We start from the raw sequence: 18,276 nt of genomic DNA, 5'->3' as shown, positions 1-18,276 counted from the left end.
TCTCCCTTTTCTGATCATTGTACAATCATTAGTTCTTCTTCATTAATATGATACACATTGCGTTCATCTACTTGTTTGATTAGCCCTATCTGTTGAGATGGAGAAACAAGCAACCATTCTAATGCTTGCATCGCCTCTTGAGGTTCAATCGAACCGATTCCCTGTTTGAGCATACGTTCACGATAGTTTCTTGATGCTACTGTGCCTACACTTCCCCAATATCCCCAATTCATGACTTTGACAGCACATGTCCAACGAGTGGCTAGATATTGCGCAAATGTGTCTTTAAACGTACATCCTGCTGCATAATTACTTTGACCTGCTGGCTTAGCAAATGCATTGATTGAAGAAAAAAACAACACAAAATCAAGATTAACTTTTTGAAATACATGTTCTATACTGGCACACACATTCACTTTGGCTGTCAACGCTCCTCGAAACCGCTCTTCATCCATCTGCATCAGTGTGTTGTCTAATAAAGAAATTGCTGCATGGATAACACCGTTAATCTGAGGATAACGCTTGATGATTTCTTGATAGACTCTTTCCAGATCATCTGGATCAGCTGCATCTGCACTGATATATTCAGGTGCTGTGCCATACTGTGCTAAATGATGTAAGCTTGCTTCAATCTGTTCATTGATATCACGTCTACCGATCCAAATAATCTTTGCTTGATAATGGCGTATCATGTACTCGCTCCATACTTCGCCGATCCCTCCTGCACCACCGATCACTATATACACACCATTTTTACGATAAGCAGTGTGTTGAATAGCTGTATACTGTACCGGAATAAGTTGCTGTTGATGCCACTGTGATCTACGATAACTTATCACATCACCATCAGGATGAGGTGGTAATGAAAAAACAAGTTGCCAGTCTATCGCCTCTGTCTGTTCAAGATCAACTACACGAAAATGCCAATTTTTTATTTCTTTAGCCAGTGAACCTATTAAGCCGTGAATGCTGCTATGAATAGGTTTAACTTGTTCAGAAGGCGATACCCGTTGCGTATTCATAGTGACTATCGTCCATTCCAATACATGACGATCATCATGGTGTTGAAATAAACTTTTGATTAGACGAAAAAGCTGAATCACACCTTGTTCTTGTCCATATATAATCGTTTCACTATGAGTCACATCTGATGGAAGATCAGAAGCTATCCATACTATATGATCGATCTGACCATAAAGAAGTAACGACTGATAGATAGACTCAATAGTCTGATCTGTTTTCCATTCCCAGCGTATAGCGTTCGGATAATTAGAAGAAAGAGCGATCCACTCCAAATCAGAACTTCCTATCACCAGCATTTTTTGTTGATGTATTGCAGTATGATCTAGGCTTACAATTTCATCTACTGATAAGGTATCCCATACCGGTGCAAACATGGTTACCTGTTCAGGTAATTTAGTCGGTGTAGGTACTCGGGATGACTCTAATAATTGTCCTTCTAATGTTCTAGCTGTATATTTTGATATGCGTATACATAGTTGACCCGAATCATTATAAAGATCTATATCTAACTTTTGCACTTTGTCTTGAGCACTACTGCCTTCGCTCCAACGAATACATACCCACATTGTCGTCGTACAAGCTTGAATATACTCTAACTCTCCCAAAGCAAAAGGTAACTGAGGTTTTCCTTTCAAATGCGTATCCTGTTGAGACATTGTAAATAAAATAGTAACTTGTAATGCCGAGTCGAGCATCGCCGGATGCAATATATAATCGGATAGCGTAGTTTCTATTTTCGCTGGCAGCTTTATTTTGGCTACGGCTTGTTGCTTATCTATCCATACATAATCGATACCTTGATGACTATCACCATAGTTCAGACCCCATTGATCCAGTTGGTGATAGCAAGTTGTAGCATCCCATTGTTGTTGTGTAGCTAACTGCTGAAGTTCTTCAGGATCAATAGTTAATAGCTGAGATTCCGAATAGTTCTTCAGCATAACCATGCCATGACCACATACAGAAAGACTAGAATCATCATGCTCTATAGCAATCTCATAACGTAATTGTTCCTGTGTTGCTGAATACAGATAGATGTGTACATCAATGGGTTGGTCTGTAACATAGATAGGTTGTGTCCATGTTACATAGTTCAAGACAAAGCCAGTCTGAACTTTTGTTAACATCCCGCTCGCTTTTTGAAGAGCTACAACAGCCATTTCCAAATAAGCTACACCAGGTAGCACAGCAACCCCTTGTACCCGATGATCCCACAAAAAGAATTCTTCTCCTGTAAATGTAGATCGAAAAGCAATACGATCTGCTGTCGGTTGATTTTGCTGTACCATCGGATGTGAAGTCATCTCATTTTGTATCGATTTTTGCTTTGTTTTGGTATTGACTTGCAGTCGAAATGTAGTACGTTGAAAGGCATATAAAGGTAAGCTCACTTTGGTGTAAGATTGATTTTTGTAAAATACATCCCAGCGAATATCAATGCCATGTAGCCACAATTGTAATAACTGTTCTGTATAAGAACCGTTTAAATGGATAACACATTGTTTGTTAGTTATCATGTGATCTGCAAGTAGTTCTTCTTCCAATGCAGATGACTTATCTTCTGTATACACCAGGTGCGACAACCAGTCAGAAGGATGATCTATTTCAGTAAGCGTATGATTATGCGCATAAAGTATAGAATAATCATGTTGTTTATTGATTTGATTTGGTTGTTGCGACAATGAATAGGCTATACGCTCAGCATCCAGATTAGTATGCATAATAAGTTCCAATGCGTCTTGCTTGCTAAGCATCTCATCATCTAATAAATCTATACATTCTTGCCAAGCTTTATGATCAAAAGTATATCGCTCGGATAGATTCCATTTTTGTTTCAATTTGCGTAAGGAATACACAATACTTAACAGTATCATCATATTGATCTGAGCGATTGGATAATCACATGTCATTGGTTTATCTTCAATCATCCATTTTATAATATCGATTTTATATTTTTCTTGTATAATCTTATTCCATTCCTCTAGCAATGATCTAAACGTATACTGATGAGCGTATAACAATTTTGCTTTGCTGATATGTTCTTCCTGAATACGTGATATCTGCTCATATTGCGCAAGTTCTGATAATTGATTGGATAGATATTGAACATATGCAGCATCCCATACTAAAGGTGCGATATAGGTATGATTCCCTGTATATAAAGGAATAGAAGGTCTATTAAGCACCATCTCTTCTTGATTTGCTTGATGAAGTAACAGATTCATAATCGTTGGGATAGGTAAAACTTCACTAATAGCAAGACCAATCCATGTTCCTTTTCCAAATGCAGTCACGAGTTCTGGTAATGTGCTTACTTCAATGAATGCACAAGCATAACTGTATCCGCTTATAAATGTATATAATTCGATATCTTTATCAAGCCATACTTCTTGATAATAGCCTTCAGTTTGATTAGGATCTTGGGTAATTTGTCGAAGAATATTTAACGTTTCTTCTTGTTTGTGCTTATACAGAGAACTATAGATAGAACTTGATTGAATATCAGCATAACCTCTCCATGATAAGCATGTTGTATCCAAGCTCCAATACGGTTGATCTGCTTTGATAATATGAGAAGCAGCCGTTTGTAGCCATTTCTTGATATCGCTGATAGAAGATACGATACTGCCTACTCGATAAGCAAAAGATTCTCTGCCATGTAAAAGTGTTCTACATATATCATGAAATGAATACTCTTTTTCCTCGATATGCTCGATCCAGTTTTTCCAATGGTCAATCAATTGCTCAAGACTTTGAATCGTTTTGGCAGATAATAGAATGAATTGAGTATCAGGTGTAGAGATTGGTGATTCTACAACCTCATGAACAGGATCAGGTGTATATTCTTCCAACAAAATATGAGAATTAACACCGCCAAATCCAAAAGAACTTACTCCTGCTCGCAAAGGTTGATCTGTATCGATTCGTTCCCATACACTACATTTTGTAGTGACTTGAAATGGAGTAGAGTCAAAATCGATCATCGGATTCAGTGTTTGGATATTTAGAGAAGCCGGTATCTTTTGGTGCTTCATCATCATTAACACTTTAATGATCCCAGCCATTCCAGCTGCACTTTCCAGATGTCCGATATTGGTTTTGACCGAACCAATCTGACAATATCCCTTATCTGAAGTATCTGTCCGAAACGCTTGAGTTAAAGCTTCGATCTCTATCGGATCGCCTAGCGATGTACCTGTACCGTGAGCCTCAATATAATTGATAGTCGATGCTTTTACACCAGCAGATTGATAAGCGGCTTGTATAACTTGTTGTTGAGATTCCATTTTGGGAGCAGTTAAAGAAACGCTTTTCCCGACATGATTCACAGCCGATCCCCGAATAACTCCATAGATATGATTTCCATCTGCTACCGCTTGATCTAGTCGTTGTAACAAAAGGACTGCAACCCCATCGCCAGGCACATACCCATTCGCTTGTTGATCAAATGTTTTGCATTGACCATCTGAACTAAGCATTCGAGATTGAGCAAAAGAAACATATTTCATAGGATGAAGATTTAGATTCACAGCCGAAGCGATAGCATAATCACAATCACCATGAATTAATGCACGTCTGGCTTCATGGACAGCCACCAGTGATGAAGCACAAGCTGCATTAATAGGCATACTTATTCCTTTTAAATTCAAAATGTATGATATTCGATTGGTTAACAGACTTTCATATGTACCTAGACAAGCGTAACTATCGATGTCTTGCTGATCCAGACTGCTGATCTCTTGTAAATAATCAGCCGACATAATACCTGCGTAGACCGAAGTGATTTGTTGTTGCAATAGTGATAATGGAATACCTGAATCTTCAATACAATGCCATGTTTCCTCTAGCAATAATCGTTGCTGAGGGTCCATGTTGTTTACCTCACGTGGCGAAATATTGAAAAACCGATGATCAAAATCATACACATGATCGATCGCTCCACACCATTTACTATTGGTTTTGCCTGCTTCCAGTACATCGGCAGAGTAATAGTCTTGAATATTCCAACGATCGGCGGGGATTTCTTGAATAGAATTGACTCCTGCTTCGAGATTGTTCCAAAATTCCTCATACCCATTCGCACCGGGAAAACGACAAGATATCCCTACAATAGCAATATCGGCTCTTTTCGATTCCATTACTCTTCACCTCCGTCAAATTAAGGTTTCATAATACCTGCAAAACGAAGTAAATAGGAAAACGATGGTGACTTATCACTATATCCCGATGTTGTTAGCATTTGAGCTTCTAGAAGATTCGGACAACGACCCATCCGGCGAAAAGCCGCATTGCGTAATTTGATAAACGAACTATTTTTAACAAACCAGCAGAACGTATGAGCTGTGCTATTTTGCTGAATTAATTTTACATATTTACGTCTTTTCTTTTCATAAGAACGCAACATTGACTCCGAATAATTTTCAGTCGATAATGCTGTAGTCAACGTTTCACTAAGCTCCATAGCACCTTGAATCGCCAGATTCATTCCTTGCCCCAGTGCAGGACTTAATGCATGACAAGCATCCCCCAACAGAACAGCTCCATCTACCGCCCATTTATCTGTATCTAGATAAAATGCCGGAATCGACTGAACTTGTTTAAAATCTGTTATCTGTGTTAATTCCTGCTGAAGATGCGGACAAAGCGATAGCAGTAATTGGCGTAACGAATCAATCCCATCATCTTTGATATTCTGCCACAGCTCTTTACGAAGGGCGAGATATACACGTGTACGCTTATTAGGCAATGGAAATACTCCACAGCTTACGCCACTTCCAAAAAAGAAACTGGCTTCTGCTGGTGGATCTTCATCCATATGAAAAGTAAAAGCAAACATTTTAGCTTTTTTCTCTTCGTAAGGATATAAATGGTGTTTGAGCCCTAGCTGTTCTCGAATCTTCGACTTAATGCCATCTGATCCTACTACAACTTTGCTATGAATAGTCATTGGTTCTCCATCGGTTGTTGCTTCGAGCCCGATGACTTTTCCATTATCGTATAATAACTGTTGAGCATTCACTCCAGCATAGAAGTGAACATTAGGAAGCGCGATTGCTGCATTAAATATACTTTCATGAATTTTATGATGATCTCCATTTAGTGCATATTGAATAGGAATATCCATCGTACTGTAATCTCCTGAAAAGCAGCGTATCCCGCCTACTGTTCCATAATGAACTTTGGTGACTAGCGCGCAGTGTTTACGGATTTCCGGAAGAACATCCAATCCTTTTAACAACTCTATCGTCACTGGCTGTAGAAAGTCCCCTTTAGGGATAGGCTTAAATTGCTTTACCCGTTCTACTAGAGTCACATCATGACCTTTTTTGCCCATCGCCAGAGCTAATGAGACACCTGCTATTCCACCACCGACAATCAATACATCTGTATTTATCTGCATTCATTTGGCTCCTTCGCACTAGAATAAGTTGTAGTTAAAAGCTATGAAGCAAGCGATGATTTAATAAATCGGCAGTCTCTTTCATTAACTTGTCTGCGATTTGGTCTACATGTCTTTGTTGCCAGTGCTCTAGCAGAGTACCTTGTACCCACTGATTAAAAGCACCTAATGCCGGTCCGCAATAGACTTGATAATCTACTTTGGAGTCCCGATCACCACGTAATGCCAATTCGGTAGAATACGTAAAATACCATTTGAATAATAACGCCATTTTAGCTTTGGGATTACGTTCTGCACGCTCAATCTCTTGCGAGCTATACGTTTGTTTAACATCAGCATAAATATCGGTAAAACTCTTTTTGAAATACTGTTCTTGTAACCTTGTTTTCGTCTTCTCATCTATCTCTTCAATCGCATTATACTGGCGATACAATTCATACAATTTGTTTGCACGTGCCGGGAAATACAATCCCTTTTTTAGCACCTGTACTTTAGCTCCCAATTCGAACATTTCTCCAGCAGGTGCATATTCGGTATCTTGGACATTGATCTGCTGAAGCAATTCTTTGACCATCGCACTGGTTCCGGCTTCGACCGTGCATTGATTAATCGATCCTGTCAAAATAAAATCGGCTCCCATCACGAACACCGCCGCTGCTGCTTCAGGTGTACCGATCCCTCCAGCAGCGCCTATTCTTATTTTTCGACGATAGGAGTACTGCTTCATGATTGCTGTTCGAAGGCTTAACAACGATGGCAACAACGTCATCATGACTGCACTATCGGTATAACCCCCTGAATCTGCTTCTGCACAGATATCATCTGCCATCGGGATCTGTTTTGCCCATTGAGCTTGTTCTGCTGTAATATGTCGGCTTTGTACCAATTGATCCACTATATGTTGAGGTGGCGGGCTCATAAATAAAGTCGCTATCTCTGGACGTGAACATTTAGCAATAATGCGATGAGCTGTTTTTATTTCACTGTTCGAATCAAGCGATAATCCAGATACCCGGTAATACACAAGCGCTGGTGTTATCGTTAAAAATCCTTTGGCTTCTATAATATTCACTTGATGTTTTAACAAAAGTTCAACCAATTGTTGTTCTATATCTGGTTGAACTTGATTATGTAAAAAGTTAACCCCGTATGACTCTCTATGCTGAAGAGTTTGCTGGATAGCAATAATGTCTGCTTCAATCCGTTCCATCGTTAATCCACCGGTTCCTAGAAAAGCAAGGCAACCGTAGCTAGCCAATGTACTCACCATAGATACAGACGCTATGCCGCCATACATTCCCCCTGCAATATAAGCCAATTTGAGATTGTATTCTTTTTTAAATTCATTGCAACCCAGTGTAGAAGCATCATAACGATGTACGGTTGGTACATTCACTTCATGCGGTTGTTCTACCGTAGCTTCTTCTAAAATTAAGGGGCTGGCATCCCGCTGAATCGCTGCCACCATATTAGTGACTGCTTTTCCAGGGCCGACTTGGATAATTTCGCTTACTTCTTTTCCCATCAGATAACGTATACTATCTGTCCACTGTACTGACGAAGTAATTTGTTGAACCATACATTCATGCAGATTGTTAGATTGATAAGGTCTAGCATATACATTTGAAATAACAGGAATAGCAGGCATATTGAAATCAAATTGATCCAGATACGCTGCAAATTTCTGCTGTACAGTTGCCATATATCTAGAGTGAAACGCTGCACTGACTTTGAGCATTACATAGTTCGTAGCCCCCTGTTGTTCAAATATCGCTTGTGCTTGTACCAGATCATCTTTAGGACCAGAGATCACAATCTGTGAAGGAGTATTGAGATTCGCTATATCGATAGTATGGAATCTGTGCTCTTTGACAATTCGTTCGATATTGCTCTGATCTAATCCGACAATCGCTGCCATTGCGCCACCGCTAGCTTCTCCCATAAGTGCGCCACGGTATTGTACAATTTTTAGACCTGTTGCAAAATCAAATACCCCTGCTGCTAATAATGCATTAAATTCGCCTAGACTATGTCCAGCCACGTAATCAGGAATGTTATTCTTTTTGATCATGCTGTAATACATCAGTGCATTTACAACATATAATGCAGGTTGAGTAAAAGCTGTATGTCCGATTTGTTTTTGAGGATCGTTCAGACAAAGTTCTTCGATCGAATAACCCAAGATTTGATCAGCTTGAGCAACCAAATCTGGAAATTCAGCAAAATATTCTTTGCCCATACCTTTAAATTGTGAACCCTGCCCTGGAAATACATATGCTCTCATAAGCTTTTCTCCTCCTTGTGATTGAGACGGTACAGATGAATAAGGTGTTGAATCATCATCACTATTTATTTGATTGCACAGACGCTCTATATTCACTATCTCATCTCCAGCAGGCGCTAGGATGCTAGATGTAGATGATAACGAATAAGTATCTAGATTGCGTTTGACCAGAGCTGATAATGTACCACCAGGGCTACTGTCGATATACAGATGTGACCCTAAAGATTCACTCTCTCGAACAGTTTGTTGAAATAAAATAGGTTGCCTTGCTACTTGCCAGAAATGATCAGGTTGAATCGCTGTAACGAGACCTCCTTGCATACACGACAAATAAGGCAATGTTGGCTTTTGAAATGATATCGTTTTTAAAAATGATAAATAAGATGGCTTTGCTGAATCAATCGCAGATGAATGAAAAGCAAACGATACTGGGAGTAACTGACAAGCAATCGATTGCTGAGCTAGATATTTCTGAATAGATGCTAATTTCTCTACAGGTCCAGAAATAACAAAATGCCCATCATAGCTGACGGACACCAGTGTACAATATTGTATTTGTGGTAGTTGATCATAGATAGCAACAGAAGATAACACAGTTAACATAGACCCGGACGAACTATATTGTTCAAAGCATTTTGCTTGCTGAATAACACATGTAAGAGCGGTAGAAGCATCGAATACACCTGCAATAGTAGCCGCTGCAAATTCACCCAGGCTACTGCCCAACACATAATCGACTTGGATACCGCGTGTGATTAATACTTGCGCCAGTGCATATTCAACCATAAAAATAGCGGGATGAGTTAGCAACGTACGTGTGAATTGCGGACTATTCCGAAACTCATTATTGTAAATCGTATGTACAATAGAAATATCTATCATATCTATCGCTATTTTGTCCAAATCAAGCATAATCTGACGATACTGCTGATCTTGATCAAATAACTTTTTTCCCATTTGATAATATTGAGAACCTTGACCAGAAAACATAAGTACGTTTTTTTTATTCATCTGCTACCTCCCGTCTATGTTGGTTGATTGGCTTGATTTTGAGACAAAACGCCCTCGAAGGCATAGCTCTCCCAGGTCGTCTACTGTTATGTACACTACGAAATTTTTTACATATTTTCTTTTGATTTTATGTAACGTGCCGAAACAACGATTAGATATCATCAAAAGATTCGCTATAATTAAAGATAAAATAACTTGCCTGTTAAGTAAATGTCTTTTTGTGTAAAATGGGTAACTTAAAGCGATTTAACATTTGATGTAAACTTAATAATACCTAAATAAAATTCGATATTTTCTATATCCATTTATTTGCATATTATGAAAAAATAATAGTTTTAGTATGTTAGTTAACAATATAAGACAAACGATTGTACGTGTCAATAAGCAGCAAAAGTGAACAAAAAAACTGACCCTTTGTATAAAGGATCAGTTGGTTATTAAATCTATTGATTGCTTATTTAGATAGTTCGAGATAGCGTTCTACTTGTGCAACTACTTCATCGATAGATGAACCTTCTACACTCACGATCGGGAAATCATACAATCCTGTATCGCCATCATTTTGGACACGAACTACACCAACGTCGTATCCTTTAAGTTCTTGATCACTATTTACAAGATCAACTTGATGACCTTTTCCTTCCAATACTTCTTTAATATCGTCAAATGGTTTTTCGACAGCAATTTTAGCCATGATGGTAACCTCCAAAAGTATATTTTTTTAATGTTAGCTTGTTCTATTCTATGATTCACCAACTATATGTATAATGAACCATATTGCACAATTTGTTATGATTATAGAGTGTTTATTTATCCTTTTTCCGCCATACATTTGATCACTTAATTCAGTAAGGAGCATACTATCTTGCAACTATTATTTCAAAAAGAAAATCAACTTTCTGTATATGAGACTAATGAGTTTTATAATGAAAAAGGATGTTTTCGGATTCTTCAATTTGCTAATGAAGACATACAGGGTGCGATTGATCTTCAGCATCCTGATCGGATTCTATTTGAGTATCCGCGTGCCATGATTCATCTGATGGAGCTTAACAATTCAGAGTTTCAAGATGTCTTTGTTATCGGGCATGGCATAGGAACGATTGCGAGTCACTATCCGACCAAGTCATTTCGCATTGCTGAAATTGATCCGCTGGTGCTTGAGCTAAGTCAGACTTATTTTTATTACACACTGGATAATGTCCAGATCGGAGACGGAAGAGTATTATTATCGGCTGAAAATGATCACCAGTATGATTATATTATTTTAGACGCTTTTACGACAGCAGGCACTCCTCAACATTTAATCTCTAGATCGTTTTTTCAAATGACCGCTACCAAGTTACACGATACAGGATATTTGATGATTAATCTGATTGGTAAAGCTAATCATGATCGGATCATTAATGCGATATACACTACATTGTGTGAAGTGTATACCTATATCGAGTGTTTTGCTCTTCCGGCTGAAGGAACATCTGATACGCAAAATATGATTATTATAGCCGGTCATCAACCTATACGCTATCAAGGTCGTCATATGGCTGGTTTTGAGAGCAAGTCACTTGGACAGGGTTATATTATTGAAGATGAATAAAAGTGATAGATACACCAAAAAAGGACCTGCTCGATGTATGATAGCAAGTCCTTTTTATTTATTTCTACCCTACTGATAGTCATGTTAATATGAGCCTAAATCTTAGCATGCTGAGCTTCACTACAATCTTCCGTTACCCTTCAAATTAAGAACTAGGCTGTGTCCATACTTCATTAGCTGTTTCGATCACTAGACGAATCTTATCCCACTGTTCTTCTTCTGTTAACATATTACCTTCTTCTGTGGAAGCAAATCCACATTGGGTGCTTAGACAGAGTTGGTTAAGATTAACTACTTGCGCGGCTTCGGCTATTCTGGTTTTGAGCATTTCTTTACTTTCAAGTCCACCATGTTTGGTTGTGACTAGACCGAGTACTACAAATTGATCTTGGATAAAGCGTAATGGCTCAAATCCTCCTGAACGTTCATTATCATATTCAAGAAAAAAAGCATCAACTTGTGCCTGAGCAAATAAAGTCTCAGCAATCGGTTCATAACCACCTGCGGCAAACCATGTTGAGCGCAGATTGCCCCGACATACATGAAGCGCAATCACCATATCATCTGGACGATGAGCTATACTTTCATTGATTAAGCGTACATAGTCTTCAGCTAATTGATCTGGATCAAGTCCTCGACTACGCAAGTGTACCCGATGTCTGCCACTACACAGTGTCCCCCATGTAGTATCATCTAATTGTAAATAACGACAACCTGCATCATAAAACGCTTGAATCGCTTGTTGATAAACTTTGATAATATCAGCAAACAACTCTTCTTGATCAGAATACACATCATTGCCGTTATAATGCTCTACAAAATGAAATAATGCCGGCGAAGGAATCGTCATTTTGGCAATATGATCTCCTGCTAATTGTTGCAATTCACGAAAGTGCGCTAACATGGGATGATGTGCAAAAGAGATTTTATCTACAATTTGAAAACTTTCTGTGCGTGTTTTGCTATCTTGTCCACCTGTCCCCTGATTGAGATAGATCTTCTGAGTACCTTGAATACCGAGAAAGAAATCTAAATGCCACCAGGAACGATGAAATTCTCCATCTGTAATCACTTGCAATCCTAAAGCTTTTTGCTTGTCTACCAATTGAGCAATTTCTGCATATTCGATAACCGATAATTGCTCGGCATTCATTTCACCTTGTTCATACTGTAGACGAGCATCTTTCAGATCGTCCGGTCTTAAAAAGCTTCCAACAATATCATAGCGAAAAGGAGGCTTGTTTCGTTTGGTACCAATGACTGGATTGAGCATAGAATCCTCCTGTATAAGTGTAATCATAATAAGAACTGATTCAGATCAAGTAAGTTCTGAGAAATCATATCATTAAGTAATTCGATATATTGAGCTGTTATTTCACTAGGTTGTCGATCTTTATGAGCAATCCAGCCAATCGTTACTGTTTCATTGGTTTCAACAGGTATCGAGATTAACTGATGTCCATTAAGTTCAGACACAAGAATACCTGTCCCGATCGTATATCCATCTGTACCCATTAATAGATTAGATAATGTAGCGCGGTCGCTTACTTTAATACTTTTTTCATTGCTTCGAATACTGAGCATTTCTTCAGAAAAGTGTAATGAATTGTTAACTCCCTGTTCAAACGTAATGTACGGAAAGCCCGACAAGTCCTCCATCTTCACTGTTTCTTGATTAGCTAATGGATGTCTGCTATGAATCAGAATATGCGGACTCGTGTTAAACAAAGGGGTAAATTTCAGATTACCATCACTAAAAAGCTTATTCATCACTTTGAAGTTACGTTCATTAATATACAAAATGCCGATATCACTACGCAAAGAACGCACATCTTCAATAATCGGATACGTCTGTGTTTCTCGTAAATGAAAACTGTATTCATTTACATCACTTTGCTTCATCAATTTGACAAACGCATCTACCACAAACGCATAATGTTGTGTAGATACCGAAAAATGAATTTGTGTACGATTTTTACCATGATACCGGTTTTCGATCAGTTCTGTCTGCTCAATGATCTGACGTGCATAACCGAGAAACTCCATTCCATCGATAGAAATACTAATTCCTCGATTGGTACGATCAAAGATAGTAATGCCTAACTCATTTTCAAGTTCTTTAATCGCGTTGGAAAGGCTCGGTTGAGAAATAAAAAGACGTTTGGCTGCTTCATTCATCGAACCGCAATTCGCAATTTCGATCGCATACCGTAGCTGCTGCAATGTCAACCGTATTCCTCCTTATCCATCCTTTTTCAATATAATGATACGATACTTTGATTCAGATGTTATATTTCAATCTAATCGTAGCATATATGTTCAACTGCAAAAAATCAAAACTTTTGGTTATCAGATAATCTATGTATTTCAGAATATAACAAAAAGCAGTTCTTCCTCATGACAGGCGAACTGCTTTTTTATCGTTATAAAGCTTGATCAATACGTGTATTTTCTTCCAAATCACGATATAACTTGCGTTCGATATCTTTGGCTCTCATTGGTTTGCCATAATAATATCCTTGAATTTGAAAACAGCCTAGTTGAGATAACATTTCTACTTGCTCTGCCATCTCTGCGCCTTCGGCAATCACGTTCATATTCAATTGCTGAGCTAATTCGATAACTGAACGAACTACTGCTACATTTCGTGGATTGGTTCCGATATCATAGATCAATGAACGATCAATTTTTATAAATTGGAATGGAAAACGGGTGATTGTTCGTAACGATGAATATCCTGTACCAAAATCATCGACAGCCAACACAACGCCCATATCTACAATCGATTTGCACACTTTTAAGATTTGCTCTTCTTCTCGAATCGCTTCGCTTTCTGTAAACTCCAGACATAACAGATGAGCTGGTAATCCGGTTTCTTTAAGAATAGCTTCTACTTTGTTAGCAAAGTTAGGATCGCTTAATTGACTAGCGGAGACATTAACAGATATTTGTAAATCTGTATGCCCTGCTTGAATCCATGCGGCGGCTTGATAAGCAGCTTCTCTCATCACCCATTCTCCAATTTGACGAATCGTTCCATTTTGTTCTGCAATCGGAATAAAATCGACAGGTGAGACAATCCCCAGATCAGGTGAACTCCATCGTAACAACGCTTCTACTCCAAATACTTGTTGAGTACGACTATCGACTTGAGGTTGATACACAAGAGAGAACTCTCCAAGACTTAGTGCATTCTCTAACCCTTGTTGCAATAATAGATGCTTTTCAGCTAATCTTTTGAGTTGTTTGGTAAATATATGATATTGGTTGCGACCGGAACGTTTGGCTACATACATCGCTGTATCTGCATGACGCAGTAACGTTTCCGAATCTTCTCCATCATCAGGAGAAATACTAATACCGATACTACAAGAAACTCTATAATATTTGCCTACGATAACGACCTGTTGTTCAAAAGCATGTATAATCTGATTCGCAATATCGATCGCCAACTGCTCACCTTCTCCTGAAGCGAGTTCAATCATAATAGAGAACTCATCCCCACCCATACGAGCTACAACAGCATGAGGAGGTACATATTCTTGTAAAAGCTGAGCGACGTGTCGTAACAAAATATCTCCAGCAGAATGACCCATCGTATCATTAATCCATTTGAAATGATCCAGATCAATCTGCATCACAACCACTTTAGTGCCATCTTCATTTGCTTTATCGACAGCCATCCATAATTTGCGATTGAATTGAAAGCGATTAGACAGTCCTGTCAGTGGATCATTGTAAGCTAATTCGATCAACTGGGCTTCATTCAATTGTTGCGCTGTAATATCACGCACTAATAGATAACAATACAGTTCCCCATCAATCTCCAAAAAATCATTATTCACTTCAACAATATAGGTCATCCCTGTTAAATTACGTATTTGTACTTGAGAGTTCTGTAATATCGTACGATTCTCAAATGCTTTTTTTAAACGTTCTCGGTAATTATGTTTATCTTCATGCTGAAGCATCGTAAAAATATCAATCTCGCCTTCCGATTCATCGACAGCCGCCAATAAGCGAAAAGCAGGATTAGCTTCCACTGCAATTCCATTTCGATTCATCAAAGCAATCCCGCTACTTGATAATGTAAATAGAAGCTTATAGCGGCGTTCTGCTGCTGCCAAAAAGTTATATTTATGCATGGCAATATGCAATGTTACAGCTAAGATCACACCTGAATAAGCCGGTAGACTTGCAATCGGAAAATAAGGGGTTTCTTTATAAATCGAAGTAATTACGAAAGTGATCACTAACCATAGTGCGGCTAGAATACTTCCTCGCATAATGGTACCCATCATGCGCTTCTCACGCTGATACATTAAAGAGCCATTCATTTTGCGATAAGTAAGTGCGACAAATGTAATAAGGGTAGTTAGACTATAAAGAGCAATAACAATAAACATCAAATCAAACGAGAGTGAACGATCTTCCACTCGCCAGTATTTACTTTGAGTAATCGTAATATTAAAAAGGTACGGATACACATTAAGTAAAGGAATACCTATTAACGGAATACAAGCCATAATATGAACCACATATCTAGGAATACGCAAGTGACTCAAATTAGCAAAAAAATAAATCAGCAATGTCATCGCTAAAAAGGAAAGATTATATCCTAGAAAAGTAAAGGTAAGTTGTCCGTATTGAAATTCTAAGGTATGCATAAGAAAATCGCTTAAAAATATTAAACCTAATGTAAACATAACCATCATCGTTAATCGATGCAAAGAATGTTTGGGATTTCTCAAAATAACATTGATCGCTAAAGTAGTAAGAAATAAAAAGGGTACAAACAAACTGATTACACTAATCACAAAAATAAACATAATCGTATCCTCCAACCTAACGTCACTTATAACGTTATATCTTAAATATCGAACAATTTAGACAAAAAGATTAGCGTTAAAAGTGATCTTCGAATAACTTTTAGATTATTCTTAATGATTCATATCCTTATTTTCTAAATAAGTAAATTTATGTATAATATTTTTGTGATTTGTATAATCAATCTAAAAAAAGTCACCTCCTTATATAGAGGCAACTTTTTTAGATTATGAATTTAAAATAGTGCGTTATTGTACTTTAGTTTATGAAGTAGCAGTTGGTCTTATAATGATTTCATTGATATCTACTTCTTGAGGTTGCTCAATCGCATACAAGATCGCATTAGCAATAGCGCTAGCCGGTATCGAAATACGGCGGTATTCTTTCATTTCAGCACGAGCTTGCTCATCCGATATATGATCAGCTAATTCAGATTCAGTGACACCTGGAGATACAAGAGTGACTTGAATATGTCCACTTGATTCTTGACGCAATCCTTCTGTGATGGCTCGTACTGCAAATTTGGTAGCGCAATAGACTGCTGCTGTTGGACTTACTTGATAAGCTCCTACAGAAGCGATATTAATAAAATGCCCTGTCTGTTGCTTTTCCATAACAGGTAATGCTGAAGCAATACCATGTAAAACACCGCGAATATTCACATCAATCATTTGATTCCATTCTTCCACTTTGTAACTATCAAGTGGAGATAATGGCATAACTCCAGCATTATTGATAAACACATCTACTCGTCCGAATTTTTGCTGGGCAAAAGCTACAAATTCGTGCATCTGTTCAAGGTTGGTGACATCCAACGTACAATATTCTGCTTGTCCGCCTTCTTCCTTTAATTCTTGGACTACCTTTTGTAAACGTTCTGTTCGTCTTGCTCCGAGAACTACCGACGCTCCTGCTCTACATAATACACGTGCTGTCGCTTCTCCTATTCCGCTACTTGCTCCCGTAATCAATACTACTTTATTCAAGATTATATCCATTGTGTGATCCTCTCCTTTGCTTGATCCTAGTGTATAATGAAAGAATTCTATGACATAGATGGGCGTTTATCCTAGGATTCATTGTCCCTGTCTCATCTGGACAGATATTTATAAATAAGCTTAGTAGGAGGTCGCTATGTTAGAAGTGGATCGTCAATCAGAATTAGGAGATTTTCTAAAAAATCGTCGTGCTCGAATATTGCCTGCACATGTTGGATTACCGGAACATGGACGTAGACGGACTCCAGGGTTGCGTCGTGCGGAAGTTGCTATGCTCGCTGGAGTAAGTGTAGATTGGTATACGTATCTGGAACAGGGACGCGATATACAAGTCTCTATTCAAGTGCTAGAAAGTATCGCTCGCGTTTTACAACTAGACGAATTTGAGCGTAAACATCTTTTTGTTTTAGCCCATTGCCAATTACCACCTTATATACATCCACCTCAATTGCAAGTTAGCGATACAGTGCAACGCTTTTTAGATCAATTAGGTCATGCACCTGCTTGTGCTATTGATCCAAAGTTAAATGTCCTATCGTGGAATAAAGCTTTTTCAGTCGTATATGGAGACTATAGTTATTTGAACGAACAGGATCGGAATCTACTGTGGCGAACCTTTACTTCTACTGAATTTATTGCTCTCAAAGGATCACAGTGGAAAGAACATGCCCTTCGCCTTGTCGCTCAATTTCGTGCCAGATATGCTCGTTTTATCGAAGATCCCTGGTATACCGACTTTGTGATGAATTTGCAAAAAGTAAGTGAACCTTTTCGCGAATTATGGGAATTGCATGAAGTGTTAGATGCGCCAGAAGGTCGTAAAATTATCCTTCATCCTCTTGTCAAAGAACTTGCATTTGAACATATTTCTTTTCAATCTTTAGATTCTCCTGATATACAAATTCTTGTTAATATAGCTTTACCTGAATTTGATACCGCTCGTAAACTGGCAATACTTATAGATCAGAAGTAGTATCAGACTGCTTCTGATCTATGGTATAGTCGGTTATTTTTGTTGTTGTATAATTGTAGAGGATGTGTTTTTCTTTTTTTCTATTAAGCGTCGAAAGTATGGTTTTTTGAGTATGATGCGATAACATTTCTGGTTTTCTATTGTGAATTTTTCATATGTTGA

10 protein-coding genes are annotated in these 18,276 nt (G+C 38.2%); 2 read left to right on the top strand and 8 right to left on the bottom strand.

Annotated elements, in window-relative coordinates; genetic code table 11:
- Nucleotides 1-14: 14 nt before the first annotated feature.
- The 4 genes from QCD85_RS08175 to QCD85_RS08160 form a co-directional block, all read right to left on the bottom strand.
- The gene (locus QCD85_RS08175; protein ID WP_301262246.1) at nucleotides 15-5,162 is read right to left on the bottom strand and encodes an SDR family NAD(P)-dependent oxidoreductase; all 5,148 of its coding nucleotides are present in this window, start codon (nucleotides 5,160-5,162) and stop codon (nucleotides 15-17) included.
- 20 nt (nucleotides 5,163-5,182) lie between these two features.
- Nucleotides 5,183-6,424, bottom strand: coding sequence for an FAD-dependent oxidoreductase (locus tag QCD85_RS08170; protein ID WP_301262245.1), 1,242 nt, complete (start codon nucleotides 6,422-6,424; stop codon nucleotides 5,183-5,185).
- 34 nt (nucleotides 6,425-6,458) lie between these two features.
- The gene (fabD, locus tag QCD85_RS08165; RefSeq protein WP_301262244.1) at nucleotides 6,459-9,719 is read right to left on the bottom strand and encodes an ACP S-malonyltransferase; all 3,261 of its coding nucleotides are present in this window, start codon (nucleotides 9,717-9,719) and stop codon (nucleotides 6,459-6,461) included.
- 454 nt (nucleotides 9,720-10,173) lie between these two features.
- Nucleotides 10,174-10,413: a YkuS family protein gene (locus QCD85_RS08160; RefSeq protein WP_273616142.1), complete on the bottom strand. Its 240-nt coding sequence runs from the start codon at nucleotides 10,411-10,413 to the stop codon at nucleotides 10,174-10,176.
- Nucleotides 10,414-10,584: 171 nt separating this feature from the next.
- Here QCD85_RS08160 and QCD85_RS08155 point away from each other — a divergent pair, with 171 nt between their 5' ends.
- Entirely contained in the window at nucleotides 10,585-11,316 is a 732-nt protein-coding gene (locus tag QCD85_RS08155) for a spermidine synthase (protein WP_301262243.1), read from the top strand.
- A 145-nt stretch (nucleotides 11,317-11,461) separates the two neighbouring features.
- Here the strand turns inward: QCD85_RS08155 and QCD85_RS08150 are convergent, their stop codons facing one another.
- The 4 genes from QCD85_RS08150 to QCD85_RS08135 all read right to left on the bottom strand — a co-directional run bounded on the left by QCD85_RS08150 (nucleotide 11,462) and on the right by QCD85_RS08135 (nucleotide 17,141).
- Nucleotides 11,462-12,589: a 5-methyltetrahydropteroyltriglutamate--homocysteine S-methyltransferase gene (locus QCD85_RS08150; RefSeq protein WP_274170033.1), complete on the bottom strand. Its 1,128-nt coding sequence runs from the start codon at nucleotides 12,587-12,589 to the stop codon at nucleotides 11,462-11,464.
- 23 nt (nucleotides 12,590-12,612) lie between these two features.
- Nucleotides 12,613-13,545: a LysR family transcriptional regulator gene (locus QCD85_RS08145; protein WP_274170034.1), complete on the bottom strand. Its 933-nt coding sequence runs from the start codon at nucleotides 13,543-13,545 to the stop codon at nucleotides 12,613-12,615.
- A 194-nt stretch (nucleotides 13,546-13,739) separates the two neighbouring features.
- Nucleotides 13,740-16,145 (bottom strand): EAL domain-containing protein, encoded by a 2,406-nt coding sequence (locus tag QCD85_RS08140; protein WP_301262242.1) that lies wholly within the window; start codon nucleotides 16,143-16,145, stop codon nucleotides 13,740-13,742.
- A gap of 261 nt (nucleotides 16,146-16,406) precedes the next feature.
- Entirely contained in the window at nucleotides 16,407-17,141 is a 735-nt protein-coding gene (locus QCD85_RS08135) for an SDR family oxidoreductase (RefSeq protein ID WP_301262241.1), read from the bottom strand.
- A 136-nt stretch (nucleotides 17,142-17,277) separates the two neighbouring features.
- Between QCD85_RS08135 and QCD85_RS08130 the strand changes: the two genes are divergently transcribed.
- Nucleotides 17,278-18,114, top strand: coding sequence for a helix-turn-helix transcriptional regulator (locus tag QCD85_RS08130; RefSeq protein ID WP_301262240.1), 837 nt, complete (start codon nucleotides 17,278-17,280; stop codon nucleotides 18,112-18,114).
- Nucleotides 18,115-18,276 lie beyond the last annotated feature (162 nt).

The sequence above is a fragment of the Paenibacillus sp. PsM32 genome, from assembly GCF_030433815.1.
Taxonomy (GTDB): Bacteria; Bacillota; Bacilli; order Paenibacillales; family Paenibacillaceae; genus Saccharibacillus; species Saccharibacillus kyungheensis.
The sequence above is the reverse complement of the archived record's forward strand: the minus strand, read 5'-3'. Positions and strand labels throughout refer to the sequence as shown.